Origin of the sequence: Verrucosispora sp. WMMD703, assembly GCF_049178935.1 — a bacterium.
GTDB classification, from domain to species: Bacteria; Actinomycetota; Actinomycetes; order Mycobacteriales; family Micromonosporaceae; genus Micromonospora; species Micromonospora sediminimaris.
Map to the genome: position 1 here is coordinate 2,319,212 of NZ_JBMHMM010000004.1, position 25,491 is coordinate 2,344,702.

The 25,491-nt window shown below is 72.0% G+C and carries 22 protein-coding genes; 13 read left to right on the plus strand and 9 right to left on the minus strand.

The window, feature by feature from the left end; all coding sequences use genetic code 11:
- Nucleotides 1-10 precede the first annotated feature (10 nt).
- Nucleotides 11-550 carry an acyltransferase gene (locus tag ACN26Z_RS11190; RefSeq protein ID WP_421461049.1) on the minus strand — a complete coding sequence of 180 codons (540 nt, stop codon included), beginning with the start codon at nt 548-550 and terminating at the stop codon, nt 11-13.
- A 188-nt stretch (nt 551-738) separates the two neighbouring features.
- Here ACN26Z_RS11190 and ACN26Z_RS11195 point away from each other — a divergent pair, with 188 nt between their 5' ends.
- The 8 genes from ACN26Z_RS11195 (at nt 739) to ACN26Z_RS11230 (ending at nt 9,579) form a co-directional block, all read left to right on the plus strand.
- Entirely contained in the window at nt 739-2,898 is a 2,160-nt protein-coding gene (locus ACN26Z_RS11195; protein WP_421461051.1) for a DUF6077 domain-containing protein, read from the plus strand.
- 120 nt (nt 2,899-3,018) lie between these two features.
- On the plus strand, nt 3,019-4,770 hold the full coding sequence (locus tag ACN26Z_RS11200) for a CDP-glycerol glycerophosphotransferase family protein (protein WP_421461053.1): 1,752 nt from the start codon (nt 3,019-3,021) through the stop codon (nt 4,768-4,770).
- A gap of 117 nt (nt 4,771-4,887) precedes the next feature.
- Nucleotides 4,888-5,199, plus strand: coding sequence for a hypothetical protein (locus tag ACN26Z_RS11205; RefSeq protein ID WP_093403251.1), 312 nt, complete (start codon nt 4,888-4,890; stop codon nt 5,197-5,199).
- A gap of 89 nt (nt 5,200-5,288) precedes the next feature.
- The gene (locus ACN26Z_RS11210) at nt 5,289-5,945 is read left to right on the plus strand and encodes a response regulator transcription factor (protein ID WP_093403157.1); all 657 of its coding nucleotides are present in this window, start codon (nt 5,289-5,291) and stop codon (nt 5,943-5,945) included.
- 10 nt (nt 5,946-5,955) lie between these two features.
- The gene (locus tag ACN26Z_RS11215; protein WP_421461056.1) at nt 5,956-7,410 is read left to right on the plus strand and encodes a sensor histidine kinase; all 1,455 of its coding nucleotides are present in this window, start codon (nt 5,956-5,958) and stop codon (nt 7,408-7,410) included.
- 94 nt (nt 7,411-7,504) lie between these two features.
- Nucleotides 7,505-8,476: an ABC transporter ATP-binding protein gene (locus tag ACN26Z_RS11220; RefSeq protein WP_421461058.1), complete on the plus strand. Its 972-nt coding sequence runs from the start codon at nt 7,505-7,507 to the stop codon at nt 8,474-8,476.
- A complete protein-coding gene (locus ACN26Z_RS11225; protein WP_282239282.1) occupies nt 8,473-9,324 on the plus strand; it encodes an ABC transporter permease in 852 nt (283 codons plus the stop codon). The genes ACN26Z_RS11220 and ACN26Z_RS11225 overlap by 4 nt, the downstream gene beginning before the upstream one ends.
- A gap of 15 nt (nt 9,325-9,339) precedes the next feature.
- On the plus strand, nt 9,340-9,579 hold the full coding sequence (locus ACN26Z_RS11230) for a helix-turn-helix transcriptional regulator (RefSeq protein ID WP_093403164.1): 240 nt from the start codon (nt 9,340-9,342) through the stop codon (nt 9,577-9,579).
- Between the two features lie 9 nt (nt 9,580-9,588).
- Here ACN26Z_RS11230 and ACN26Z_RS11235 read toward each other — a convergent pair whose 3' ends face one another.
- The 4 genes from ACN26Z_RS11235 to ACN26Z_RS11250 form a co-directional block, all read right to left on the minus strand.
- Nucleotides 9,589-10,560 carry a TAXI family TRAP transporter solute-binding subunit gene (locus ACN26Z_RS11235; protein WP_421461062.1) on the minus strand — a complete coding sequence of 324 codons (972 nt, stop codon included), beginning with the start codon at nt 10,558-10,560 and terminating at the stop codon, nt 9,589-9,591.
- Between the two features lie 72 nt (nt 10,561-10,632).
- Complete coding sequence (locus ACN26Z_RS11240) at nt 10,633-11,352, minus strand: hypothetical protein (protein ID WP_421461065.1); 720 nt, start codon at nt 11,350-11,352, stop codon at nt 10,633-10,635.
- A gap of 99 nt (nt 11,353-11,451) precedes the next feature.
- Complete coding sequence (gene yaaA / locus ACN26Z_RS11245) at nt 11,452-12,246, minus strand: peroxide stress protein YaaA (protein ID WP_421461067.1); 795 nt, start codon at nt 12,244-12,246, stop codon at nt 11,452-11,454.
- 8 nt (nt 12,247-12,254) lie between these two features.
- Nucleotides 12,255-13,880, minus strand: a complete 1,626-nt coding sequence (locus tag ACN26Z_RS11250) for an ArnT family glycosyltransferase (RefSeq protein ID WP_421461069.1) — start codon at nt 13,878-13,880, stop codon at nt 12,255-12,257.
- Between the two features lie 114 nt (nt 13,881-13,994).
- Between ACN26Z_RS11250 and ACN26Z_RS11255 the strand changes: the two genes are divergently transcribed.
- Nucleotides 13,995-15,035 (plus strand): App1 family protein, encoded by a 1,041-nt coding sequence (locus ACN26Z_RS11255; protein ID WP_282239278.1) that lies wholly within the window; start codon nt 13,995-13,997, stop codon nt 15,033-15,035.
- A gap of 54 nt (nt 15,036-15,089) precedes the next feature.
- Here ACN26Z_RS11255 and ACN26Z_RS11260 read toward each other — a convergent pair whose 3' ends face one another.
- The 3 genes from ACN26Z_RS11260 to ACN26Z_RS11270 form a co-directional block, all read right to left on the minus strand.
- Entirely contained in the window at nt 15,090-15,626 is a 537-nt protein-coding gene (locus ACN26Z_RS11260; RefSeq protein WP_421461070.1) for a hypothetical protein, read from the minus strand.
- Between the two features lie 461 nt (nt 15,627-16,087).
- Nucleotides 16,088-18,190, minus strand: coding sequence for a 1,4-alpha-glucan branching protein GlgB (gene glgB, locus ACN26Z_RS11265; RefSeq protein ID WP_421461073.1), 2,103 nt, complete (start codon nt 18,188-18,190; stop codon nt 16,088-16,090).
- Nucleotides 18,178-20,316 (minus strand): alpha-1,4-glucan--maltose-1-phosphate maltosyltransferase, encoded by a 2,139-nt coding sequence (locus tag ACN26Z_RS11270; protein WP_421461075.1) that lies wholly within the window; start codon nt 20,314-20,316, stop codon nt 18,178-18,180. Before ACN26Z_RS11270 ends, glgB begins: the two co-directional genes overlap by 13 nt.
- Nucleotides 20,317-20,556: 240 nt before the next feature.
- Here ACN26Z_RS11270 and ACN26Z_RS11275 point away from each other — a divergent pair, with 240 nt between their 5' ends.
- Both ACN26Z_RS11275 and ACN26Z_RS11280 read left to right on the plus strand, forming a co-directional pair.
- Nucleotides 20,557-20,796: an AbrB/MazE/SpoVT family DNA-binding domain-containing protein gene (locus tag ACN26Z_RS11275; protein ID WP_281561905.1), complete on the plus strand. Its 240-nt coding sequence runs from the start codon at nt 20,557-20,559 to the stop codon at nt 20,794-20,796.
- Complete coding sequence (locus tag ACN26Z_RS11280) at nt 20,786-21,241, plus strand: type II toxin-antitoxin system VapC family toxin (protein ID WP_421461078.1); 456 nt, start codon at nt 20,786-20,788, stop codon at nt 21,239-21,241. The genes ACN26Z_RS11275 and ACN26Z_RS11280 overlap by 11 nt, the downstream gene beginning before the upstream one ends.
- Before the next feature lie 5 nt (nt 21,242-21,246).
- On the opposite strand, the gene glgA is transcribed toward ACN26Z_RS11280, so the two are convergent.
- On the minus strand, nt 21,247-22,446 hold the full coding sequence (glgA, locus tag ACN26Z_RS11285; protein ID WP_421461081.1) for a glycogen synthase: 1,200 nt from the start codon (nt 22,444-22,446) through the stop codon (nt 21,247-21,249).
- Between the two features lie 95 nt (nt 22,447-22,541).
- Between glgA and glgC the strand changes: the two genes are divergently transcribed.
- Together glgC and pgm are read left to right on the plus strand one after the other, a co-directional pair.
- The gene (gene glgC / locus ACN26Z_RS11290) at nt 22,542-23,774 is read left to right on the plus strand and encodes a glucose-1-phosphate adenylyltransferase (protein ID WP_421461084.1); all 1,233 of its coding nucleotides are present in this window, start codon (nt 22,542-22,544) and stop codon (nt 23,772-23,774) included.
- Nucleotides 23,771-25,417, plus strand: coding sequence for a phosphoglucomutase (alpha-D-glucose-1,6-bisphosphate-dependent) (gene pgm, locus ACN26Z_RS11295; RefSeq protein WP_421461087.1), 1,647 nt, complete (start codon nt 23,771-23,773; stop codon nt 25,415-25,417). Before glgC ends, pgm begins: the two co-directional genes overlap by 4 nt.
- Nucleotides 25,418-25,491: the final 74 nt, after the last annotated feature.

A 25,491-nucleotide genomic window follows, 5' to 3' on the forward strand; every position in this document is an offset into this window, starting at 1 on the left:
CGTAACCGGGTCAGTGATCCCGTCGGGGCGGGTTGTCCAGGTCCCGCGAGACGACCTCGCCCCGCTCGTCGACCCAGCCCTTCGGCCGGGCCGGGTTGCCCGCGACCAGTTGGTAGGGCGCCACGTCCCGGGTGACCACCGAACCGGCGGCGATCATCGCGTACTCGCCGACCTCGATGCCGCAGACCAGGGTGGCGTTCGCGCCGATCGAGGCGCCCCTGCGTACCACGGTGGGAGTGATCTTCCAGTCCGGGTTCTGGGCGCGGGGACGGAAGTCATTTGTGAAGACCGCGCACGGGCCGACGAAAACCTCGTCCTCCAGGAGCACCCCCTGGTAGACGGAGACATTGTTCTGGATCTTCACGAGGTCGCCGATCGTCACGCCCGCGTCGACATAGACGTTACGACCGATGACGCAGCCGGCACCGACCCGGGCCGACGATCGGATGTGGGCCAGATGCCACACCTTGGTCCCGTCGCCGACCTTGGCCCCCTGCTCGACGTCGGCGGTGGGATGGACGAAGACGGAGGGGGAGTTCTTGTCAGTCAACCTTCAGATCCCATCGGGTGTGCACGGTCTGGCGGAACTCGGCGCAGCATACCGGGCCGTGTGATGACCGGGCCTGCGCCCGACTCCGATTACGCTGCTTTGCGATCCGCTCGCAGCACCGGCCGAGCATGCGCCGCGAACGTGCCGAGCCGGACCCGCCCGTACGACGACAAGGACGCCCCGTGTCGATGACCGACCAGGCTGCCGCACCCTCGGCGGCGATCGACGAACCGACCGCTCCCGCTTCCGGCCGGTCGTGGCTCACCGCGAGCCGGGTCGGGACGATCGTCGCCGGGCTGCCCGCAGCACTGACCGACGGCGCCGTCCTGGTGTTCGCGCTCTGGACGCTGCTGTACCACGCCGCGCTCCCGCTCGGCCTCGCCCCGTCGTGGACGTTCCGGGTCTGGTTGGCGGCCAGCCTGGCGTTGCTCCTGCTCATCGCGCTGACCCGATGGCATCACCGACGCGTCGGCGCGCCGGACACCGCGGGCGGTGCGCCGGATGTGGCAGGCGCGGGTCCGGCCTCCGACGTCGAACCGGCGGCGGGACGCACCGGCCGGGCAGCGGTCGTCCGGCGCAGCTGGACGGCACTGGTCCTGGTCTTCGGCACCGTCGCGGCGATCACCGCCGGGCTGGCCGGTACGCCGGCCGGCGCAGACCTGTCCTGGTGGGTGCCGGCCTCGGCCGGGATCGTGGCGGCCACGGGTCTGGTGCTGCTTACCCGGCGAACCTGGCGGACCTGGCGGGACACTCCGGCGACCCGGCCGCCGGCGCCGACCGCCTGGCAGTCGGCGTACGCGTTGCTGGTCGCCGGTGGGGCCGCTGCCGCCTCCCTCTTCCTGGCCCGCAACACCCCGGACGACATCTACTACGTGGGTCGATCGGTCTGGGTCGCGGAACGCGACAACGTTCCGCTCAACGACTTCCTGTTCAGCGAGAACGTCCTGCCGGCGATGGCCTCCCAACCTCCGATCGCCAGCATCGAGGTGCTGGCCGGCGCGCTCGCCCGGTTCCTCGGCATCTCCGCCGCGTCGGCGACCTGGTACCTGCTGCTGCCGCTCCTGGCGGTGCTCGCCGTGCTGGCGCTCTGGCGGCTGGTGCAGCGCTGGGCGCCCCGACGTCCGGTGCTCGCCTTCACCGTGGCCATCGCCTTCCTCGCCCTGGTCTGCGGCCCGGACGCCGCTTTGGGCAACTTCCACCTCCCCCGGCTCTACCAGGGCAAGGGCATGTTCGTCTCGGCGGTCGTGCCGCTGATGTGGCTCTATCTCACCCGCTGGTTCGACGACCGGTCCCGGCAGGTGCTGCTGCTGATCGCCGCGCTGTCGATCACCGCGACCGGGCTCACCACCACGGCGGCGATCGTCCTGCCGCTGCTGGTGGGCGGGGCGGCCCTGATGATGCTGCTGGTGGGCCGCTGGAAGTCGGCGCTCGCCGTCGGCGCGGCCGCGCTTACCTATCCGATCGGGGCGGTGGTGATCAGCCAGCTGATCCTCGGGTCGGCCAACGAGGCCGCCGCCGACGTCAACTTCTACGACGCCGCGCACACCTACCGCCGGACGTTCGAGATCGGCATCGTCGGCGTGATCGGCGGACTCGCGCTGTGGTGCGGCCCGCTGCTGGCCCGCCGCCGCAGCCCGGCGCTGCTGGCGGCCGGCGGTACGGTCACCCTGAGCGTGCTGCTGGTGCCCGGCGTACTGGAGTGGCTCAGTGCGCTCACCGGCATCTCCGTGGTGCTGTGGCGGGTGTCGTGGCTGTTCGCCCTGCCGGCGCTGATCGGTCTGCTGTGCACGGTCTGGCTGCCGACCCGGCTGCCTGCCGTACGGGCGCTGGCCGGTGTGGTGCTGGCCGGCGCGATGGTGGGCTCGTTCGCCGGCTACGCGGTGCCGATGTGGGACGAGCGCAGCGGCGTGCTGGTGCACGACAGGCCGACCTGGAAGATCCGCACGAAGCAGCTGGCCATCGCGAGGTTCGTCGTGGGCCTCGACCGACCGGACGGTCTGGTGCTGGCCCCGGAGAGCATCATGCGGGCCATCCCGTTGCTCACCACCGAGGCGCGGGTGGTCCTGCCGCGTGACTTCTTCCTGATCGAGTACGACATCAACTCGCAGTTCTCCCAGGACCGCTTGTTGCTGACCCGGTTCGCCAACGGTGGCCCGGCCGCCCAGCGGCCCTCCGCCGAGGAGGTGGGCGCCGCGCTGGAGCGGTTGGACGTGGGCACGATCTGCGTCTACAGCCAGAACCGGTACGCCCGGCAGACCGGTGAAGGGTTCGGCTACAGCACGTTCGCCAGGCGGAAGGCCGATCCGCCCGTTCACCCGAACGCCGTCACCTGCCTGCGTCGTGGGTAGGCACCCGGACGTCACTGCGTCGATGTCTCGCGTTAAGGTCGCAGCTGCGCTGACGCCGGGACGTGGCGTTCGGTGCCGCCGGGGCTGCCGGCCGTCGATCGCGGTAGGGAGAGCCGTCCCTTGTTGAGCATGTTGACTGGGCGCGTCGGTGTGGCGGCGCGTGGGGCCCTGCTGGTGGGGGCGTACCTGCTCCTGCTCGTCGGCGGCGCGTTCGGCCAGGTCGCCGGGTTCGTGGTTGCCGCACTGGCGGCGGTGCTCGGCGAGGTCGCCGTGCAGCGGTGGTCGCCGGCCACCGCGATCCTGATGGAGAAGGCCGGCCTCGGCCTGGGCTATCGGCAGCTGGCCCGTGACGTGTCGGTCGTGCTGCTGGTCGTCGCCCAGGTGGCCCCGGTCGGCGGCGCATTGACCCTGCTGCTTCTGCTGCCCGCTCTGGTGTGGGTGATCGCCGTCTTCGCCGGAGCGTTCGAGCGCATCATCGACCGGCGCAGCCCCGGCGGTTCGATGGTGCGCAACATCGACCTGGGCCGGCTCGGTGGGCCGCAGCTGCCCCGGTGGGCCGCCGTGCTCAGCGGGGACCGGCTGCCCTGGGTGAACGTGTTGCTTGTGCCAGCGGCGGTGGCCGCGGCGCTGGCCGACACGGTGACACCCGTTCACCTGGCCGGCGTGATCGCCGTCGGGCTGGCCGCGGTGGTGGGCGCAACTGTCGCGTCGATCTGGCTGCGGGGCCGGGGCGCCGGGCACGGCGCCCGCCTGTCGGCGGTGCAGCGGTGGCTCGACAGCCACCGACCGGAGGTCGCGCTCTACTTCGCCGGCCCGGGCAAGGACGTCTACCAGGCGAACATGTGGCTCGCCCCGGTCGAGGCGCTGGACCGGCCGACGGTGGTCTTCCTGCGTAACCGGGAGGCCCTGGCGGAGCTGGCCGACACCCGGCTGCCGGTGGTCTGCGTCCCACCCGGTGCGGATTTCATGAATCTCGGCAAGACAAGCGTCCGGGTGGCGTTGTATCCCGCCAACGCCGGGGAGAACATCCACATGCTGCGGGAGCCCGGGATGAAGCACGTCTTCGTCGGGCACGGCGACAGCGACAAGGCCGCCAGCGTCAACCCGTTCTGCAAGGTCTACGACGAGGTCTGGGTCGCCGGGCCGGCCGGCCGGGAACGCCTCGCCCGGGCCGGGACCGGCGTACGCGACGGGAACGTGGTGGAGATCGGTCGGCCGCAACTGGCCGGCCTGCGTACCGCTGGCGGGTCTGCCGAACGTCCCTTCACCGTGCTCTACGCGCCCACCTGGGAGGGTTGGCTCGCCGACGACCCGTTCCACACTTCGGTGCTGCTGATGGGGGAGCAGCTCGTCGCGGAACTGCTGGCACTCCGGCCGGAGGTCCGACTGATCTACAAGCCGCACCCGCTGACCGGGAGCCGGTCGGGGCGGGTCCGGGCGGCGCACGAGCGGATCGTGCAGCGCATCCGGGCCGCCGGTGGCCTGATCGACGCGAGCACCCTGGACGGACCGGCGCACCGGGTCGTCACCGGGCGGGTGCCCGCGCTGTTCGACTGCTTCGACCAGACCGACCTGCTGGTCAGCGACGTGTCCAGCGTGGTGTCCGACTTCGTGCAGAGCCAACGGCCGTACGTGGTGACCAACCCCGCCGGGCTGCCCGAGGACGAGTTCCGGCGCACCTTCCCGACCGCTCGGGCGGCGTACCTGCTGGCCGCCGACTGCGGGGAACTGGGGAAGATCGTGGCGGTCACCCGGGCGGGCGACGACCCGATGACCGCGGCCCGCCGGGAGCTGAAGACCTACCTGCTCGGCCCGACCGACGCCGACCCGATGGACCGGTTCGCCGAGCAGGTCGGCCGGCTCTGCCGCTGACGCCGCAAGGGTGCCCCGGTCCCCGCGCCGTTGAGCCCGGGTTTTGTCCGGTACCGGCCCGGTCCGCCGCCCCGGCGGGCATGCTCGAAGGGCAGGCCGCCGGGCGAGGGGATGGGCATGGAGAGCTACCACGAGGACTGGACCGACAGCCAGCGCGCGCTCTACGACGAGTGCTACCGCGCCGGTGCCGACTGGGCCGACGATCCCGACACGCCGTCGGAGGACGTGCAGCACGTGATCAACCTGGCGGAGGCCGACGACGACACCCTCGCCGACGCCGAGATCGACTTCGCGCCGTTGATCGACGCGGTCACCGAGGCCACCGGCGAGGTCGTCGCCACCGTGCCGGCCAGCCACGAGGACCCCGGATTCAAGGGCTTCGTGGACGGGGTGCGCGACGGCACCTCCGACGAGACCTTCGGCCTCTGACTGAGCCGCCCGAGGCACCCGGGCCTGTCCACCCGGCCGCTCGTCTGCCACCATCTAGCGCAGTTGAGCAGACCGAACGGGGAGGCCGGGTGCGCATCCTGCTGGTCGAGGACGACCGACGGGTGGCCGCCGCCCTGTTGTCGGCGCTGACCCGACGCGGGTACGAGGTGGAGCACGCCGCCACCGTCGCCGCCGCGCTCTCCGCCGCCCCCTGTGACCTGGTGCTGCTCGATCTCACCCTGCCCGACGGCGACGGGACCGACCTGTGCCGGCAGTTGCGACGGCGCAGCAACCAGCTCGGCATCATCGCGGTGACCGCGCGCGGTGAGGAGCGCGACCGGGTGCTCGGCCTTCGGCTCGGCGCGGACGACTACGTGGTCAAGCCCTTCTCGATGGTGGAACTCCAGGCTCGCATCGAGGCGGTGCTGCGGCGGGCCTCGCACGCGGCACCGGAACGCAACCTGATCGAGGTCGGGCCGGTCTACATCGACGTGGCGGCCCGCACCGTCGCGGTGGCCGGGCGGCCGGTGTCGCTGACCCGCAAGGAGTTCGACGTCCTGCTCTCCCTGGCCCGGCAACCCGGCGTCGCGGTGCCCCGCGACCGGATCCTGCTCGACGCCTGGGGCACCACCTTCACCGATCGGCACACTGTCGAGGTGCACGTCGGTTCGCTGCGCGGCAAGCTCGGCGACCCGCGTCTGGTGGAGACCGTCCGAGGCGTCGGTTACCGGCTCCGGGGCGAGTGAGGAGCCCAGGGTGCGACGGCGGCTGGTGATCAGCTATCTGCTGCTGATGGTGCTGGTGGTGGTGGCGCTGGGTACGCCGCTGGCGGTGACGCTCACCACCCGGGAGACCGACCGGGTACGCGCCGACCGGCTCGCCGACGCCACCCGCTTCGCGTCGCTGGCCGGGCCGGCGTTGCGCGACGGCGCGCCCGGTCCACTCGACCACGAGCTGGGCAGCTACGACGAGCTGTACGGCATCGGGGCGGCGGTGGTGGACCGGGACCGTCGGGAGGTGGTGGCCTCGGCGAGCTGGCGACCGGCCCCGGGTACCCGGGAGGCGTTGGACGTCGCGCTGTCCGGGCAGCAGGCGAGCGGGCCTGACTCGGTCTGGCCGTGGGTCGACGGGCCGATCGTGGTGGCGGTGCCGATCAACGACGGCGGCGAGGTGCTCGGCGCGGTGGTCACCGCCACCCCGGCCGACGGGGTCCGGCGTACCGTCGCCACCTGGTGGACGCTCGTCGCCGCGCTGGGTCTGCTCGCCGTGCTGGCCTGCGTGCTCACCGCGTTCGGGCTGGCCGGCTGGGTGCTGCGCCCGGTCACCGAGCTGGACGCGGTCACCCACGAGATCGCCGAGGGCGACCGCGGCGCCCGCGTGCAGCACCGGCTGGGGCCGCCCGAACTGCGCCGCCTGGCGAAGAGCTTCAACCACATGGCGGACGTCGTCTCCGACGTGATGGACCGGCAGCGTGCGTTCGTCGCGCACGCCAGCCACCAGCTCCGCAATCCGTTGACCGCGCTGCGGCTGCGGGTGGAGGAGTTGGGGCCGAGCGTCACCGACGAGCAGGGCCGCGCCGAGCACCGACTGGCGTTGGAGGAGACCGACCTGCTCGCCCTGCTCCTGGACGCGTTGCTCACCCTCGCCCGCGCGGAACGCCGCGAGAACCAGCGGGTCACCGTCGACGCGACGGCTGCGGCCGAGTCCCGGGTCGCGGCCTGGGAGCCGCTGGCCCGCCACCGGTCGGTCACCCTGCGGCTGGCGGCCGGTCCCGGCCCGGTGTACGCCCGTACCGTGCCGACCGCCATCGACCAGGCCCTCGATGCCCTTATCGACAACGCGGTGAAGTTCAGCGGCGCGGGCGGCGAGGTGACGGTGACCGTCGCGGCCCGCGACGGTGGGACGACCCTTGAGGTACGCGACACCGGCCCGGGGATGACCCGCAGCCAACTCGGCCGGGCCACCGAACGGTTCTGGCGGGCGCCGGAGGTGCAGAACGTCGACGGCGCCGGGTTGGGCCTGACCATCGCCGCCGTGCTTGTCGACGCCTCCGACGGCCGGCTCACCATGCACCCGAACTCGCCGCGTGGCCTGGTCGCCGCGCTGTGGTTTCCGCAGCCGGCGGAGCCGGCCGAACCCGCCGGCCCGGATTCCGCGGCCGGTCCACTGGCACCCACCGATCCGGCGTCGTCCGCACCAGCAGTGGCCTGAGCAGGGGCTTGTCCGGCGGGTCAGCCTAGGTTTGCTCCGATCCGTAGTATGAGTGCTATCTTTCAGCGCACAGATTATACGGAGGTGGTGGTCCATGGTTGTCAGCGCCGGGGCGGAAACCCCGACCAGCACCGGGTCGCCGACCGACCGGGGCATCACCCTGGACGTGCACGACCTGCGGATGCGGTACGGCTCGACCGACGTGCTCACCGGTGTGTCGTTCCGCGCGCGGCGCGGCGAGGTGCTGGCCCTGCTGGGCCCGAACGGCGCCGGCAAGACGACCACGATCGAGATCCTGGAGGGCTTCCGGATGCGCTCCGGCGGCCGGGTCGAGGTGCTGGGGATCGACCCGGCGCGCGGCGACGAGCGGTGGCGGTCCCGACTCGGCGTGGTGCTCCAGTCCTGGCGTGACCACGGCCGATGGCGGGTGCGGGAGTTGCTGACGCACCTCGGCTCCTACTACGCGCCCTACTCGACCGGGCGGATCAGCCGGCCGTGGGACATCGACGAGCTGATCCAGGTGGTCGGGCTGGCCGAGCACGCGCACAAGAAGGTCGGTCAGCTCTCCGGTGGCCAACGTCGCCGGGTGGACGTGGCAATCGGCATCGTCGGCCGGCCCGAGGTGCTCTTCCTCGACGAGCCGACCGCCGGGTTCGACCCGTCCGCCCGCCGCGAGTTCCACGACCTGGTGCACCGGCTCACCGACATCGACGACACCACCATCCTGCTCACCACCCACGATCTGGACGAGGCGGAGAAGCTGGCCGACCGGATCCTCATCCTGGCCGGTGGTCGCATCATCGCCAGCGGGTCCGCCGACGAGTTGTCCCGCCGCATCTCCGCCGACGCCGAGGTGCGCTGGAGCCAGGGCGGGGCACGGTTCGTGCACTCCACCGCCGACGCGACCGGCTTCGTCCGGGAGCTGTTCGCCCAGCACGGCGAGGACATCGCCGACCTTGAGGTGCGCCGGGCCAGCCTGGAGGACACCTACATGACGTTGGTACGCGAGCACGAGTCCGGCCGCGCCGACGGCGCGACCCGTGCGTTCGAGGAGGTGGCTCGATGAGTCCACTGGTCGTGGCCGCCCGGGCCGGTCTGTCCCGGGGCCGGATCGAGCTGCGGCAGAGCTTCACCAACGCGGAGACCCTCTGGGGATACCTCTTCCCGACGGTCGTCCTGCTGGTGGTGATGTTCTTCCTGCGGGGCGCCAAGGTGCCGGGCACCGAGTTTTCGCTCGGCGCGCAGACGCTGCCCAGCACGCTCGGCATGACCGTGGCGTTCGGCGGGCTGGTCAGCATGGCGTCGATCCTCACCGTGGAACGTGAGGACGGCACCCTGCTGCGGGCCAAGGCCACCCCGAACGGCATGTTCGGCTACCTGATCAGCAAGATCACCCTAGTCTCGGGGATGACGCTCGTCAGCGTCGCCCTGCTGCTCGTACCGGGCCTCTTCCTCTTCGACGTCCTCGCGCTGGACAGCATCGGCGCCTGGCTGACCCTGGCCTGGGTGATGCTGGTCGGCATGGTGGCGACCATGCCGGTCGGCGCGGTCTTCGGCTCGCTGCTGTCCAACCCCCGGAACATGGGGCTGATCATGCTGCCGATGATGGGACTCATCGCGACATCGGGCATCTTCTACCCGATCACCGCGATGCCCGGCTGGTTGCAGGCCGTCGCGCAGGTCTTCCCGATCTACTGGCTCGGTCTCGGTATGCGGTCGGCGTTGCTGCCCGAGGCCATGGCCGCCGTCGAGCTCGGCGATTCGTGGCGACACCTGGAGACCCTGCTGGTGCTCGGCGGCTGGGCGGTAGCCGGGCTGGTGCTGGCACCGGTGGTGCTGCGTCGGATGGCCCGCCGGGAGTCCGGGTCCAGCGTGGCGGCCCGCCGCGAGAAGGCCATGCAGCGGGTGACCTGAGGATGGGCCGTCGAGATGAGTGAGCACGTCCACAACCGCATCGCCATGCTCCGGGCCGAGCGGGGCATCTCCCGCCGTCAGCTGGCCGAGGCGTTGGGCGTCCACTACCAGACCATCGGCTACCTGGAACGCGGCGAGTTCAGCCCGAGCCTGCACCTGGCGCTGCGCATCGCCCGGCACTTCGAGGTGCCGGTGGAGGTGGTCTTCTCCACCGAACCGTTCCCCCGCCTCGGCGACCCCGCGCGCTCCGCCTGATCCGCCCGGTCAGGGTTTGCTGGCCCGGTAGTAGTCGACGGCGCCGGGGTGCAGGGGCAGCGGTGAGGTGGCGATGGCCGAGCGGGGACTCATCCGGCCGGCCGCCGGGTGCGCGGCGGCCAGTTCGGAGCGGCGCTCCATCAGCAGCCGGGTCACGTCGCGTACCAGCGACTCCGGCAGGTTGGCCCGCACCACCAGGTAGTTCGGGTTGGCCACGGTGGTGACCGGATCGACGCCGTACACCGAGCGGGGAATGTCCCGCGGCACGTACACCTCGGGGTTGCCCCGGCGCAGCCGTGCGGTCCACTCGCCGAGGTCGACGATGCGGGTGGGGGTGTCCTGGGCGAACTGGGCGACCGCGCGTACCGGCAGCCCGCCGGAGAAAAAGAAGGCGTCGATCCGGCCGGCGCGCAGCGCGGCCACCGAATCGTCCAGGCCGAGCCGTTCCTGCCGTACCTGTGCGTCGTCGAGGCCGGCGGCGGTCAACAGCCGATCCACCGTGATCTTGGTCCCCGAGCCGGCCGCGCCCACCGAGACCCGCCGGCCGCGCAGGTCGGTCAGGGTCCGCACCGGGCTGTCGGCGGTGGTGACCAGGTGCAGCAGGTCGTCGTAGACCCGGGCGACCGCCACCACCGGCGGGTCCGGACCCGGGTCGGCCTGCAACACGTCGGCCTGGGTGAAGCCGAGTTCGGCCGCACCGGCGTTGAGCAGTTCCACGTTCTCCGCGGAGGCCGCGGTGACCAGCACCTCCGCCCGCACCTGCGGCAGTTCCCGGTTGAGGATGGCCGCCAGCGACGAGCCGAAGGCGTGGTAGACGGCGGTGGGGCTGCCGGTGGCGATCCGGATGACCACCGGCTCACCCGGGTCGTCGCGGCAGCCGCCGAGGCCGGGCAGAGCCAGCAGCAGGGTCAACGCCACCGCCACGCGGGCGCCGCGCCACCGGGCTCGGGCGGGATACCGGGTACGGGTCACGGGCAGCACTGTGCGCCGCCGGACCCCGATGACGCAACCCCGGGGAGGGCGGAGCAGGTGCGGCCGTCGGTCGGCCGCCGGTCAGGCCACCGGCCGCTGCACCGCCTCCTCCGCCGCGTACCGCAGGATCCGGTCCCGATCCCGACCGTGCGCCACACTGACCAGGAAGCAGCCGGTGCTCGGACGCAGCAGCGCCGGCACGTCCAGCAGGGCGGCGCCGCGTACCAGCACCGCGCCGAGTTCCCGGTCGGTGATCCGCACCCCGAGGATGTGCCGCCGGACATGCCGGCCACCGGCCAGCAGCGCGGCCCGCCAGGCGGCGGCGGCCAACCGGGTGCGCCACAGCCGTCGCGCCGTCGAGGCACCCGGCACCGGACCACCGAGCAGCTCCCGCCGGCCACGCCGCCAGCCGTTCTCCACGATCGCCGCGTACGTCGGCCGGTGCTCCCGCCCGACCTGCAGCCGGTGCAGCTCGTACCGGCGGCGCAGCCCACCGACCGCCACCTCGTGCCGGACCGGGATGTCGAGACGGTCGAGCAGCTGCCGGGTCCGCCGCGCCGCCTCCTCCCGGTTGAACTCGATGGTCGTCGGCCGGACGGGTTGCTGCCCGACGTGCCGGTGCCCGGGGGTCGCCGGCGGCGGCATGCAGCGCAGCAGGCAGGCCGTCTCGAAGGCGTCGGCAAGCGTCGTCCAGTCCAGCGGTGGCGGTGCCGACGGGGGCCGGGCCGACGGCGGTGTGGTGGACGCCGGCAGGGCCGATGACGGACGGGAACGGTCGAGCAGGATCGGTTCAGCAACCACCGGAGGGCCTCCTCGTCGCGTCGGGGTTCTCTTACGGTGACCCGCGACACCGACCGGTGGTACCGATCCGGTCCAGCCTTGAGGAAATCTTGCGTCTGGTTACAGCTCCGAAACGATCACGTCGACCTGACGTGGCCGGCCGGGCCCGGTGGCCTGCTCGCACACCGTGTACTTCAGGTCCCGCAGCGTCGTCACCAGCGCTGCCGCCGAACGCGGTCGGGCTCCGGCGAGCAACAGGTCCCGGACCAACCGTCCCTTGGTGGCCTTGTTGAAGTGGCTGACCACCGAGCGCACCGGCACGCCGTCGACCTCCCGTTCATGCAGCACCCGCACGGTGAGGGTGCGCTCGGCCAGCTCGCCGCGCGGCGTCCAGGCCGCCGCGTACGCCCCGGAACGCAGATCCAGCACCGGGCCGCGACCGGCCGCCGCAGCCAGCGCGGCCCCCAGATCCTGCCGCCACAGCGCCGGCAGGGCGCCGACGCCCGGCAGCCGGGCACCGATCGGGCAGCGGTACGGCGGGATCCGGTCGGTCAGCCGTACCGCGCCCCACAGACCGGAACTGATCAGCACCTGCCGTCCGGCCGCCCGCTGCGCCGTCGCAGGGAGGCTGGCCAGGTCGAGGGCCTCGTAGAGCACGCCGGTGTAGATCCGGCCGGCGGGTGCGGTGGCGGCCTGCCGCAGCCGGGCATTGCGTCGCAACTCGCCGTGCTGCCCGGCACCGAGGCCGAGCGCGGTCAGCGCCGTCTCCGGAGGCCGGGCACTGAGGGCGATCAGGGCGGACAGCACCTCCTCCCGCCGTGGGTTCAGCTCCGGCAGGGAGAGCCGGTCCAGGTCCAGTCGGCGGCCCGAGCCGGCCTCGGCCTTGCCCTCCGAGGGCGGCAGCAGGATGAGCATGGGTGACTCTAACGCCACGGTCGCAGCGGCTCCGGCGGGTGGTACACCCGGAAGCCACCGATCTCGGCGAGCAGCGCCCCGCCGGCCCGGTCGCCGAGCAGTTCCCGCAGCCGCCGGTCCGCCGGGGCGTCGGCCGCCAGCACGTACCCGGGCCGCTGCGCCCGCGCCAGCCGCCACCAGTACGCCGGGTACCGGTTCTGCCCGGGGTGCAGACTGCCGTCGACCACCGCGCAGACCACCTCCTCGTCGGTGTTGAAGATCAGCCGGTTGCAGGTCCAGTACTCGCCGTACACCTCACGCAGGCCGGCCGCGCGGACCGTGTCGGCCAGCTCCCGGGCCTGTCGTTCCTCGGTGCGTCCGGGAGCCGCGCCGGTGGTGGCGAAGAGCACGGTCACCACAAGCGAACCGGCGGCCAGCGCGGCCAGCACGGCGGTGGCCACCGCACCCGCCACCCGGCCCGCCACGCCGGCCGTGCCCCGTCGGGCGGCGACCGCCGCCACCCACAACGGCCACAGCACCGCCGGCAGCGACAGTTGCAGCACCGACAGGTAGCGGGCGTTGCCCAGCGGATCCGTCGCCGCCAGCGGGCTGCGCACGTACGCCAGCAGGGTCAGCGCCGCGCCCGCGAGCAGCGCGAGGTGCACGACCGGGCCGACCCGGTCGTGGCGCCCGCTCGCCCGCCGGTACGCCAGCCCGGCGAGCGCCGCCGCCACCAGCAGCAGCAGCGGGTAGAGCAGGCCGAACCACGCCTGCCACCGGGCGCAGCCGTCGACCGGGCAGAGCCCGGCGGCCAGCGGCACCCCCTCCAACAGCCCACCGCCGAGCCGCTGCGACCACGGCGGCACCGGCCCGTTCTCGCCGCTGACGCCACGCAACACCGACAGGGAGTCCTGCCCGGGCGGGGCCACCAGGTTGTCCCGGATCATCGGGGCGAGCCCGACGGCGAAGCCGACGACCAACAGCAGACCCGACCAGCCGAGCAGTTCCCGGCGCAGCGTCCACGCCAACGCCAGCCCGGCCACCGCCAGGTACGGCACGATCAGCCAGTCCGACCAGAGCGCCACCCCGGCGAGCAGCCCGAAGCCGCCCACGGCCAGCGCCCGGTGCCGTGCCGTGCCTCGGGCCAGCGCCACCACGATCAGCAGCATCGCCAGCACCGCCACCTTGACCTCCGGCCGCCCGCCGACGGCGGTCACCTGGTCCCGGACGACCCGCTCGGAGCCGAGCGCGAGCAACCCGACGACGACGGTGGCGAACCACGGCGAGCAGATCCGCCGGGTCAACCGGTGGATCAACCAGAGGAACAGCGCGTAGAGCGCGAGCACCGGCAACCGCAGCAGCGGCCAGCTCGGCCCGGTCACCGCGAGCAGCGGTGCGGCCAGGTACGACTCCAGGGTGCCCATGTACCGCTGGCCGTACAGGAAGATCGGCTGCTCGCGGCCCTGCGCGATGTGCAGCGCGGCCAGCCCGAAGGTCGCCTCGTCGCTGTTGGAGACGGGCACGGTGGTCAGCACCAGCACCAGCCGGTACCCGACTCCGAGCATCCCGAGCAGCAGAGCGACAAGCGCCGGCCGGTCGAGCCGTGGCCGCCACCGCCCGCGCTGTCGCCCTGGTTCCGCCCCTGCTCGTGGCACGACCTCGCCCCCGTCGCCGTCCCGACCGGAGTGTGTCACGACGGCGACGTCGGGCGTGGCGGTTCGGCTCAGCTCGCGTGGCCGAGGTGGCTGGTCTGTGGCAGGGTTGCTGGCGTGCCACCGACTCCCGCAGGCCAGCTGGCCATACCGAACCTGCACCGGGCCGCGCGGATCGAGGACGCCGTGCATGCGCTGGTGGAACGCCGGCTGCGGCGAACCGGCTGGCGGACCAACATCATCGCGTACACGGGCTACGGCGGTCCCGGCTGGGTACGGGTGATGTGCCGGGTGTTGCTGGGGCGGCCGGACACCCGCCAGCGCGGCCGGCTGGAGAAGGTCCGGGGCTGGCGCAGCTTCACCACCCTGCCGGCCAAGCACGTCACCGTGACCATCGAGACCGGCGGGGTGGTGCACGAGGCGCGGGCCGACCGGAGCGGCTTCGTCGACACGGTGGTCGAGGCGGGTCTGCCACCCGGTTGGGGTTCGGTGCGGCTGAGCATGCCCGACGCCGAGCCGGTCGAGGCGCCGGTGCGCATCCTCGACCCGGAGGTGCGCTTCGGCATCATCTCCGACATCGACGACACGGTCATGGTGACCGCCCTGCCCCGGCCGTTGCTCGCCGCGTGGAACACCTTCGTCCTGGACGAGCACGCCCGCGCCGCGGTGCCCGGCATGGCGGTGCTCTACGAGCGGCTGGTCACCGCCCACCCCGGCGCGCCGGTGTTCTACCTGTCCACCGGCGCGTGGAACGTCGCCCCGACGTTGACCCGGTTCCTGTCCCGGCACCTCTACCCGGCCGGGGCGCTGCTGCTCACCGACTGGGGGCCGACGCACGACCGCTGGTTCCGCAGCGGCCGGGAGCACAAGCGCGCCACCCTGGCCCGGCTGGCCAAGGAGTTCCCCGACGTGCGCTGGTTGCTCGTCGGTGACGACGGTCAGCACGACCAGGAGATCTACCGCGAGTTCGCCGCCGCTCACCCGGACAACGTCGCCGGGGTGGCGATCCGCCGGTTGTCGCCCGCCCAGGCGGTCCTCGCCGGCAGCCTGCCCGTCCCGCACGACCACCCCACCGAGGGGCCGGTGGGGCAGAAGTGGCTCTCCGCCCCCGACGGCGCCGGCCTGTGGACCCTGCTGCGCGACGCGGGCCTGGTCTGAGCTGGGCCTGCTGCGCGGCGCGCGGGGTCGGCCCGCGCGCCGCGTACGTCGAGGTCAGCCGCCCGGCGTGAGCGCGACGTCGCCGGTGCAGCCGGCCAGAGTCCGCCGGTCTTCGAGCAGGTCGATGACCGCCTGCCGGTTGGCGATCCGGGCCTCCGAGAGGGCATCCGGGTTGCGCCGTTGGCCGTCGATGAAGGCGAGGTTGTTGCGGACCGCGCCGTCGAGGCCGGCGCAGTTCTCCGCCGCGCCGCCGTTGAGTGCCGCGTTCGGGTCCGCGTCGGGCACCTCGACCTCGCCGGTACAGCCCGCCGCCGCGCGCCGTTGCTCCAACTGGTCGATGACCGCCTGCCGGTTGGCGATCCGGGCCTCCGTCAACTCGTCGGGGAACACCAACTGGTCGGCGATGAACGCGAGATTGTTGCCCACGGCGGCGTCCAGTCCGTCGCAGTTCTCACTGGCCTGACTGGTCCCGGTGGCCACCGCGAAGGCCACCGCCAGGGTCACCCCGACCGCCGCGAACCCCGCGACCCTCCGCTGCCCCGGCGAGGGTTCGCCGCCCCGGTCCCGGGCCGTACCCCTGCTGCTCGCCATTGATCCTCCGCCTCGTCGTCCACCTGGAACCGGGAGTACGGGCGCGGGGGCGGGCGAAGTTCACCGTCCGGATGATCTACGTGCCGATCCGGCGGATTGTTCTATGCCCAGTAAGCGCGATGTCACTCAGACATGAACATGCCGGGTGACACCACGGCTTCGAGGACGCCTCGTGCCCGCCCTGAACGGGTAACCCGGCGCGGGCTACGGTATCCGGTCCAGATCTTGGACAGTTTCCGTTCGCGCCGAACGGAAACTGTCCAAGGTCTCGCATCCAAGGCCGCCCAGGCGACCGGTGCGAACGTCAGCACCGTCTACGCCCCGTCGCCCTCTTGCTGGTGGTCGCCGCAGCCGCCGCGCTACTGTTGCCGGAAGCGTTGACAAGCTTCTATAAGGGGACGAGGCGCCGGCGAGCCCGTTCGCCCCGGCGCGCTCGTGGCACTGGGCGAGCAGTGGGCGTGTCAGGCGGGGCGGAGCCAGAGGGCGCCCAGCGGCGGCACGCGGAGCGCCACCGAGGCGGGCTGGCCGTGCCAGGGGACGTTCTCGGCGTGCACCGTGCCGAGGTTGCCCACCCCCGAGCCGCCGTAGTGGTGGGCGTCGGTGTTGAGCACCTCCGCCCAGGCGCCGGCGGCCGGCAACCCGATCCGGTAGTCCTCAAGCGGCAGCGCGGAGAAGTTGGCCACACAGACCAGGGTGGCCCCGTCGGGCGCGATCCGGACGAACGAGATGGTGTTGTTGGCGACGTCGTCACCGGCGAGCCAGCGGAAACCGGCGGGGGAGGTGTCCTGCGCCCACAGCGCCGGGGTGTCCCGGTACACCCGGTTCAGGTCGCCCACCAGGCGCTGCACGCCGGCCCGCGCCGGATCATGCAGCAGGTACCAGTCGAGTCCGCGTTCCTCGCTCCACTCCCGGTCGTCGGCCAGCTCGCAGCCCATGAACAACAACTGCTTGCCCGGGTGCGCCCACATGTACGCCAGCAGCGCGCGGACGTTCGCCAGCCGCTGCCAGGTGTCGCCGGGCATCTTGCTCGCCAGCGAGCCCTTGCCGTGCACCACCTCGTCGTGGCTGATCGGCAGCGTGTAGTTCTCGCTCCAGGCGTACGCCAGGGAGAAGGTGAGCTGATGGTGGTGGTGCTGCCGGTAGATCGGGTCCTTCGAGGTGTAGAGCAGGGTGTCGTGCATCCAGCCCATGTTCCACTTGAACCCGAAACCGAGCCCGCCGTCGCTCGTCGCCCGGGTCACCCCCGGCCAGGCGGTGGACTCCTCGGCGATCATCAGCACCCCGGCGTGGTGCTTGTAGACCGTCGCGTTGACCTCCTGCATGAACGCGATGGCTTCCAGGTTCTCCCGGCCGCCGTGCACGTTCGGTGCCCACTGCCCGTCAGAGCGGGAGTAGTCCAGGTAGAGCATCGAGGCGACCGCGTCCACCCGCAGCCCGTCGACGTGGAACTCGTCCAGCCAGTACAGCGCGTTGGCGACCAGGAAGTTGCGCACCTCCCGGCGACCGAAGTCGAAGACGTAGGTGCCCCAGTCGGGATGCTCACCCCGGCGCGGATCGGGATGCTCGTAGAGCGGCGTGCCGTCGAAACGGGCCAGGGCCCACTCGTCCTTCGGGAAGTGCGCCGGCACCCAGTCCAGGATCACCCCGATCCCGGCGGCGTGCAGCCGGTCCACCAGGTACCGGAAGTCGTCGGGGTCGCCGAACCGGGCCGTCGGCGCGAAGTAGCCGGTCACCTGGTAGCCCCACGAGCCGCCGAACGGGTGCTCCATCACCGGCAGGAACTCCACGTGGGTGAAGCCCAGCTCCACCACGTACGCGACCAACTGCTCGGCCAGCTCCCGGTAACCCAGGCCGGGCCGCCACGAGCCCAGGTGCACCTCGTACACGCTCATCGGCTCCTGGTGCGGCTGCCGCCGCGACCGCCGGTCCAGCCACTGGGCGTCCGACCACTCGAACGTCGACAGGTGCACCACCGACGCGGTGGCCGGCGGCACCTCCGCGTACGCCGCGAGCGGGTCGGCCTTGTCCCGCCAGTACCCGTCCGCGCCCAGCACCCGGTACTTGTACCGGCTGCCGGCGGTGGCCCCGGGGACGAAGATCTCCCACACCCCGGTCGAGCCGAGCGAGCGCATCGGCCAACCGTCATCCGGCGCCCAGCCGGTGAGGTCGCCGACCAGCCGCACGCCGCGGGCGTTCGGCGCCCACACCGCGAACGCCACCCCGCCGTCGAGCACCCGGGCACCGAGTGCCTCCCACAGCCGCTCGTGCCGGCCCTCGGCGATCAGGTGCAGGTCCAGCTCGCCGAGGGTCGGCGGGAAACGGTACGGGTCGTCGTTGCGCACCCCGTCGACGTCGAGCCGGTAGTCGAGCACCTCGCCAGGCACGTCGGCCTCGAAGACGCCGACGTCGTGCACCCGCTTCATCGGGTGCCGCTCCTCGCCGACCAGCACGCTCACGTCGCCCGCGCCCCGACGCAGGGTGCGGATCACCGTACGCCCGCCGGCCGGGTGCGCGCCGAGCACGGCGTGCGGGTCGTGGATCTCCCCGGAGATCAGCTGGTCCATCGGGTGTCGTCCTTCTGGGCGGGAGCGGTAGGTGCGGTGCCGCCCGACAGGTCGGCCGGTACGTTCTCAACGGTCAAGGTGACCGGCTCGGTGCCGCCCTGACCCGGTGATCCGGCGTCGGCCGGCCCGGACGCGCCCGGCCCGGTCAAAGGCGACGCCGCAGCGACCGGGCGCAGGGTGAGCACGTGCGCGGGTTGCAGGTACGGGTCGAGCCGGACCGCGTTGCGCTGCCCCCAGTCGTAGCGGGCACCGGTCAGCTCGTCGTGCACCGTGAACCGGTCGTGCCAGTCCAGACCCAGCGCCGGCATGTCCAGGGTGGTGTTGCCCCACTGCACGGTGTGCGAGTCGAACGAGCAGATCACCAGCACCGTGTTGCCGGTTTCCGGATCGTGCTTGGACCAGCACAGCAGGGCCGGGTTGTCGATGTCGTGGAAGACCAGGTTGCGCAGCCGGCGCAGGGCCGGGTTCTGCCGGCGTACCCGGTTCAGGGTGGTGATGAACGGTGCCAGCGAGCGGCCCCGCGCCTCGGCGCCGGCCCAGTCCCGGGGCCGCAGCTCGTACTTCTCGTTGTCGAGGTACTCCTCCGCCCCCGGGCGCGCCACGTGCTCGAACAGCTCGTAGCCGGCGTACATGCCCCAGGAGGGGGAGAGCAGCGCGGCCAGCACCGCACGGATCTTGAACATCGGCGGTCCGCCGTGCTGCAAGGAGGCGTGCAGGATGTCAGGCGTGTTGGGCCAGAAGTTCGGCCGCATGTAGTCGGCCGCCGCCACCAGCTCCGTGCAGTACTCGCGCATCTCGGCGGCCGAGGTCCGCCAGGTGAAGTACGTGTACGACTGGGTGAAGCCGACCTTGGCCAGCCCGTGCATCATCGCCGGCCGGGTGAACGCCTCGGCGAGGAAGAGCACGTCCGGGTCGACCCGCTTGACCTCCCAGATCAGCCAGTGCCAGAAGTCGACGGGCTTGGTGTGCGGATTGTCCACCCGGAAGATCTTCACGCCCTCGCCGACCCAGTGCCGCACCACCCGCAGCACCTCGGCGCGGATGCCCTCCGGATCGTTGTCGAAGTTCAGCGGGTAGATGTCCTGGTACTTCTTCGGCGGGTTCTCCGCGTACGCGATGCTGCCGTCGGCCCGGGTGGTGAACCACTCCGGGTGCTCGGTCACCCACGGGTGATCCGGGGCGCACTGCAACGCCAGGTCCATCGCCACCTCCAGGCCGTGATCGGCGGCGGCGGCGACGAAGTCGCGGAAATCCTCAGGCGTACCCAGATCGGGGTGGATGGCGTCGTGCCCGCCCTCGGCCGCGCCGATCGCCCACGGCGAACCCACGTCGTCCGGTCCGGCGAGCAGGCTGTTGTTCGGGCCCTTGCGGTTGACCCGACCGATCGGGTGGATCGGCGGCAGGTAGAGCACGTCGAAGCCCATCGCTGCCACGCCCGGCAGCCGCTCGGTGGCGGTGGCGAAGGTGCCGGAACGGGCCGGCGCATCGACGGTCGCCGGGATCGCCCCCTCGGAGCGGGGGAAGAACTCGTACCAGGCGGAGAAGAGGGCCCGCTCGCGGTCCACCCAGAGGCGGTACTCCTCGCCGGTGGTGACCAGCTCGCGGACCGGGTGCGCCCAGAGCAGGTCGGCCAGCTCCAGCGCCGGACCGACCCGCTGCGGCAACTGCCGCTTGGCGTCACCCAGGGCCTGCGCGGCCTTCTTGAGCCGGGCCCGCTCGGCCTTGGGCACCAGCTTGGTGGCCGCGGTGAGCACGCGTACGCCCTCGGCCAGGTCATTTGCCAGCTCAGCCGGCCCCTGGCCGGCGGCGATCTTCTTGGTGACCGCGTTGTGCCAGGTCAGGTAGGGGTCGCTGAACGCCTCCACGGTGAACATCCACTCGCCCACCGCGTCCGGCACGATGCTGGCGTGCCACCGGTCCTGGCCGGGTTCACCCGGACGCATCCGGGTGAACGGGCGGGCCACCCCGTCCGGGCCGAGCCACACCACGTTGCAGCCGAGCGCGTCGTGCCCCTCGCGGTAGGCGCGCGCCGACACCGGCACCACCTCGCCGACCACCGCACGGGCCGGGTAGCGACCGCAGGAGACGACGGGGGAGACGTCTTCGATCGGGAACCGTCCGCTCACCGCCCCAACCTACTGCCCGAGATCCCCTCGCGCTCGGCTGACCGCGGTTGCCTCCGTCGTTGATCCACTGAACCCTGCACTTTCGGGGATGCTGCTGCCTCCACGCCGATCGACGCAGCACCATCCCCGTAGTTGCTCGTCGCCACGGCATCCTGGGTCGGTCGTCTTGCGTCCGAAGTTCTGAGGGCGTATCCGGCTGCTGACACGTATCGTTCGTATTACGTGATACGCGGAGGCGCCATGAGGCTCAACAGCAAGGGGCAGGTCACCATCCCGGCTGCGCTGCGCGCCCGGTACGGCCTGCACGAGGGCGACGAGGTCGACGTGATCGAGGACGGCGGTGCGCTCAGGATCGTCCGGGTGAGCGGCGCGGAGAGTCGAGGGCAGCGCCTGGTGCGACACATGCGCGGGCGCGGTGGCACGAAGCAGACCGCCGGCATGTCCACCGACGACCTCATGGAGTTGCTGCGTGGGGACTGATCGACTCCGCGCCGTCGCCCACCGGCCCGTTGACTCGGCCACGACCCTTGTCGACACGAACGTGCTGCTCGACATCCTCGCCAACGACGCCCGGTGGGCGAACTGGTCCAGCGAGTCACTGGCCGAGGCGCGGGACAACGGGGCCCTGGTGATCAACCCCATTGTGTACGCCGAGGTGTCGGTCCGCTTCGAACGCATCGAGGACCTCGACGAGGCGCTGCCGGCCGGTGACTTCCTTCGGGAGGAACTCCCGTATGCGGCTGGTTTCCTCGCGGGTAAGGCGTACGCGAGTTACCGCGCGCAGGGCGGCACCAAGAGGTCGCCGATAGCCGACTTCTACATCGGGGCCCACGCGGCCGTGTGCGGATACCGTCTGCTCACCCGCGACGGGGCCCGGTACCGGACGTACTTCCCGAAGCTAAAGTTGATCAGCCCGGCCGGTTGATCGCGCTACTTCAGCAGGGAGCGGTAGAGGTCTAGGGTGCGGGCGGCCACGGCGTCCCAGGAGAAGTGTTCGACGGCGCGGCGGCGGCCGGCCCGGCCCAGTGCGGCGGCCCGTTCCGGGTCGGCCAGCAGTTCGTTCAGGCGGGCCGCCAGGTCGGCCTCGAAACGCGCCGGGTCGACGGGCGTGCCGTCGAGACCGGCCTGGTCGATCGGGACCAGCAGTCCGGTCTCGCCGTCGGCGACCACCTCGGGGATGCCGCCGGTGGCGGTGGCCACCACCGCCGTCTCGCAGGCCATCGCCTCCAGGTTGACGATGCCCATCGGCTCGTACACCGACGGGCAGACGAAGATGGTGGCGTGGGTGAGCACCTGGATGACCTCGGACTTGGGCAGCATCTCCGCCACCCAGACCACCCCGGAGCGGCTCGCCCGCAGCTCGGCGACCAGGCCCTCCACCTCGGCGGCGATCTCCGGCGTGTCCGGCGCGCCGGCCAGCAGCACCAGCTGGGTGTCCGCCGGCAGCTCGCGGACGGCGCGCAGCAGGTGTGGCAGGCCCTTCTGCCGGGTGATCCGCCCGACGTAGACCACGCTGGGCAGGGCCGGGTCGATGCCGAGTCGCGCCAACACGTCGGTGCCCGGATCCGGGGCGTACTGCGCGGTGTCGATGCCGTTGTAGATCACGTGCACCCGGTCCGGATCCACCGACGGGTACGCGGCCAGCACGTCCCGGCGCATCCCCGCGCTGACCGCCACGATCGCGTCGGCCGCCTCGTACGCCGTGCGCTCACACCACGAGGAGAGCGCGTAGCCGCCGCCGAGCTGCTCGGCCTTCCACGGTCGCAGCGGTTCCAGGCTGTGCGCGGTCGCCACGTGCGACACCCCGTACAGCAGCTTCGCGGTGTGCCCGGCCAGGTTCGCGTACCAGGTGTGGCTGTGCACCACGTCAGTGCCGGCACATCCGGCGGCCATCTCCAGATCCACGCCCATCGTGCGCAGCGCGGCGTTCGCGCCGGCCAGGGCCGCCGGTTCGGCGTACGCGCGAACCCCCGGCTCGGTACGCGGCGCACCGAAGCAGTGCACCCGCACGTCGGTGATCCGGCGCAGCTCCCGGGCCAGGTACTCGACGTGCACCCCGGCGCCGCCGTAGACCTCCGGCGGGTACTCCCGGGTCAGCAGGTCCACGCGCAGCCGTGCGGAGTCCGTCATGCCCGGCACCCTAGTGCAGAATCCGGCGTCGCACCCGGCCGCGGAACTGTCCCGTACGAGTGGTGAACCGGCACCGGTATGGATAGCGTCTGTTCATGGCTGCCAAGGTGCTCGCGATCGTCCTGGCCGGCGGAGAGGGCAAGCGCCTGATGCCGTTGACCACGGACCGGGCCAAGCCGGCCGTCCCGTTCGGCGGGATGTACCGCATGGTCGACTTCGTCCTCTCCAACCTGGCCAACGCCGGCTATCTGAAGATCGTCGTGTTGACCCAGTACAAATCCCACTCCCTCGACCGACACATCACCAAGACCTGGCGGATGTCGACGCTGCTCGGCAACTACGTCACGCCGGTGCCCGCGCAGCAGCGTCGTGGCCCCTGGTGGTTCGCCGGCTCGGCCGACGCGATCTACCAGAGCTTCAACCTGATCTACGACGAGCAGCCCGACTACGTGATCGTCTTCGGCGCCGACCACATCTACCGGATGGACCCCCGGCAGATGGTGGAAGACCACATCGCCTCCGGCGCCGGGGTGACCGTCGCCGGCATCCGGCAGCCGCTGTCGACGGCCGACCAGTTCGGTGTCATCGAGGTCGGCGAGGACGGTCGACGGATCCGGGCCTTCCGGGAGAAGCCCACCGACGCGGTCGGCCTGCCCGACGCGCCCGACGAGATCTACGCCTCGATGGGCAACTACGTCTTCACCACCCGGGCGCTCATCGACGCTGTCGAACGCGACGCCGACGACAAAACCAGCAAGCACGACATGGGCGGCAGCATCATCCCGATGCTCGTCGAACGCGGCGAGGCGAACGTCTACGACTTCCGCGACAACGAGGTGCCCGGCAGCACCGACCGGGACCGCGGCTACTGGCGCGACGTCGGAACCCTCGACTCGTTCTACGACGCCCACATGGATCTGATCAACGTCCACCCGGTGTTCAACCTCTACAACTTCGACTGGCCGATCTACACCGAGCAGCCGCCGTTCCCGCCGGCCAAGTTCGTGCACCAGTGGGGGGAACGCGTCGGCCGGGCGGTCGCCTCGATGGTCTCGCCCGGCGCGGTGATCTCCGGCTCCCTGGTGGAGAACTCGATCGTCTCGCCCAAGGTGAAGGTCCACTCCTGGGCCCACGTGGACGGCTGCGTACTCATGGAAGGTGTCGAGATCGGCAGGCACGCGGTGGTCCGGCGGGCCATCCTCGACAAGAACGTCTACGTGCCCGAGGGCGCCGAGATCGGCGTGGACCTGGAACGCGACCGGCAGCGTTACACGGTCTCCGACAACGGCATCGTGGTCATCGGCAAAGGACAGAAGGTAGAACCGTGAGTGCTCATCCCCGTGCCGGCCAGCCCGCCGAGCCCGCCGACCTGGTCGACGTACCACGGCTGGTGACCGCCTACTACGCCGAGCATCCCGACCCGGCCGACCCGGCGCAGCAGGTCTCCTTCGGCACCTCGGGGCACCGCGGGTCGAGCCTGCGCAACGCCTTCAACTCCGACCACATCCTCGCCGTCACCCAGGCGCTCTGCGACTACCGCCGTGAGCAGGGCGTCGACGGCCCGCTCTTCCTCGGCCGGGACACCCACGCGCTGTCCACCCCGGCGGCCGTCGACGCCCTGGAGGTGCTCGCCGCAAACGACGTCACCGTGCTGCTGGACAGCCGGGACGGTTACACCCCCACCCCGGCCGTGTCGCACGCCATCCTCACCCACAACCGGGGCCGCACCGCCGGCCTCGCCGACGGCATCGTCATCACCCCGTCGCACAACCCGCCGGACGACGGCGGCTTCAAGTACAACCCCACCCACGGCGGGCCCGCCGACTCCGACGTCACGAAGTGGATCCAGGACCGCGCGAACGCGATCCTCGCCGCCGGGCTCAAGGAGGTGCGCCGCATCCCGTACGCGCGGGCCCGCGCCGCCGACACCACCGACACGTACGACTTCCTCGCCGCGTACGTCGACGACCTGCCGGCGGTGCTCGACCTGGACGCGATCCGCGCCGCCGGGGTCCGCATCGGCGCCGACCCGCTCGGCGGCGCCAGCGTCGACTACTGGGGCGAGATCGCCGACCGGCACCGGCTCGACCTGACAGTGGTCAACCCGACCGTCGACCCGACCTGGCGGTTCATGACCCTCGACGGTGACGGCAAGATCCGGATGGACTGCTCGTCGCCGAACGCGATGGCCTCGCTGATCGCCAGGCGCGCCGAGTACCAGGTGGCCACCGGCAACGACGCCGACGCCGACCGGCACGGCATCGTCACCCCGGACGCCGGATTGATGAACCCCAACCACTACCTCGCCGTCGCCATCGCCCACCTGTTCCGTAGCCGCGAGAACTGGGGCCCGGACGCGGCGGTCGGCAAGACCCTGGTCTCCTCATCCATGATCGACCGGGTCGCCGCCGACCTCGGCCGACCACTGCTGGAGGTGCCGGTCGGTTTCAAGTGGTTCGTGCCCGGCCTGCTCGACGGCGCGGTCGGCTTCGGTGGCGAGGAGAGCGCCGGCGCGTCCTTCCTGCGCCGCGACGGCGGCACCTGGACCACCGACAAGGACGGCATCCTGCTCTGCCTGCTCGCCGCCGAGATCATCGGCAGCACCGGGCGGACCCCGAGCGAGCACTGGGCCGAGTTGGCCGACCGGTTCGGCGCACCCGCGTACGCCCGCATCGACGCGCCCGCCACCCGGGAGCAGAAGGCCGTGCTCGGCAAGCTCTCCCCGGAGCAGGTACGCGCCACCGAACTGGCCGGCGAACCGATCACCGCCACGCTGACCACCGCCCCCGGCAACGGGGCCCCGATCGGCGGCCTGAAGGTGACCACCGAGTCGGGCTGGTTCGCCGCCCGCCCGTCCGGCACCGAGGACGTCTACAAGATCTACGCCGAGTCCTTCCAGGGCCCCGACCACCTGGCCCGTCTCCAACAGGAGGCCCAGGCCCTGGTCACCGACGTCCTCGGCAGCGCCTGAAGCCGTCGCGGAAACGCGGGCGAGCGACCGGCCCTCGCCGCCCGGTCGGCCACCGCTCCCGCCGGGTCGGGCGG

Coding starts and splice junctions, on each gene's coding strand:
- ACN26Z_RS11275 (WP_281561905.1), top strand. CDS start 20,557: ATGAGGCTCAACAGCAAGGGGCAGGTCACCATCCCGGCTGCGCTGCGC.
- ACN26Z_RS11260 (WP_421461070.1), bottom strand. CDS start 15,626: ATGGCGAGCAGCAGGGGTACGGCCCGGGACCGGGGCGGCGAACCCTCG.
- ACN26Z_RS11205 (WP_093403251.1), top strand. CDS start 4,888: ATGGAGAGCTACCACGAGGACTGGACCGACAGCCAGCGCGCGCTCTAC.
- glgB (WP_421461073.1), bottom strand. CDS start 18,190: ATGGACCAGCTGATCTCCGGGGAGATCCACGACCCGCACGCCGTGCTC.
- ACN26Z_RS11220 (WP_421461058.1), top strand. CDS start 7,505: ATGGTTGTCAGCGCCGGGGCGGAAACCCCGACCAGCACCGGGTCGCCG.
- ACN26Z_RS11195 (WP_421461051.1), top strand. CDS start 739: ATGACCGACCAGGCTGCCGCACCCTCGGCGGCGATCGACGAACCGACC.
- yaaA (WP_421461067.1), bottom strand. CDS start 12,246: ATGCTCATCCTGCTGCCGCCCTCGGAGGGCAAGGCCGAGGCCGGCTCG.
- ACN26Z_RS11225 (WP_282239282.1), top strand. CDS start 8,473: ATGAGTCCACTGGTCGTGGCCGCCCGGGCCGGTCTGTCCCGGGGCCGG.
- glgC (WP_421461084.1), top strand. CDS start 22,542: ATGGCTGCCAAGGTGCTCGCGATCGTCCTGGCCGGCGGAGAGGGCAAG.
- ACN26Z_RS11230 (WP_093403164.1), top strand. CDS start 9,340: ATGAGTGAGCACGTCCACAACCGCATCGCCATGCTCCGGGCCGAGCGG.
- glgA (WP_421461081.1), bottom strand. CDS start 22,446: ATGACGGACTCCGCACGGCTGCGCGTGGACCTGCTGACCCGGGAGTAC.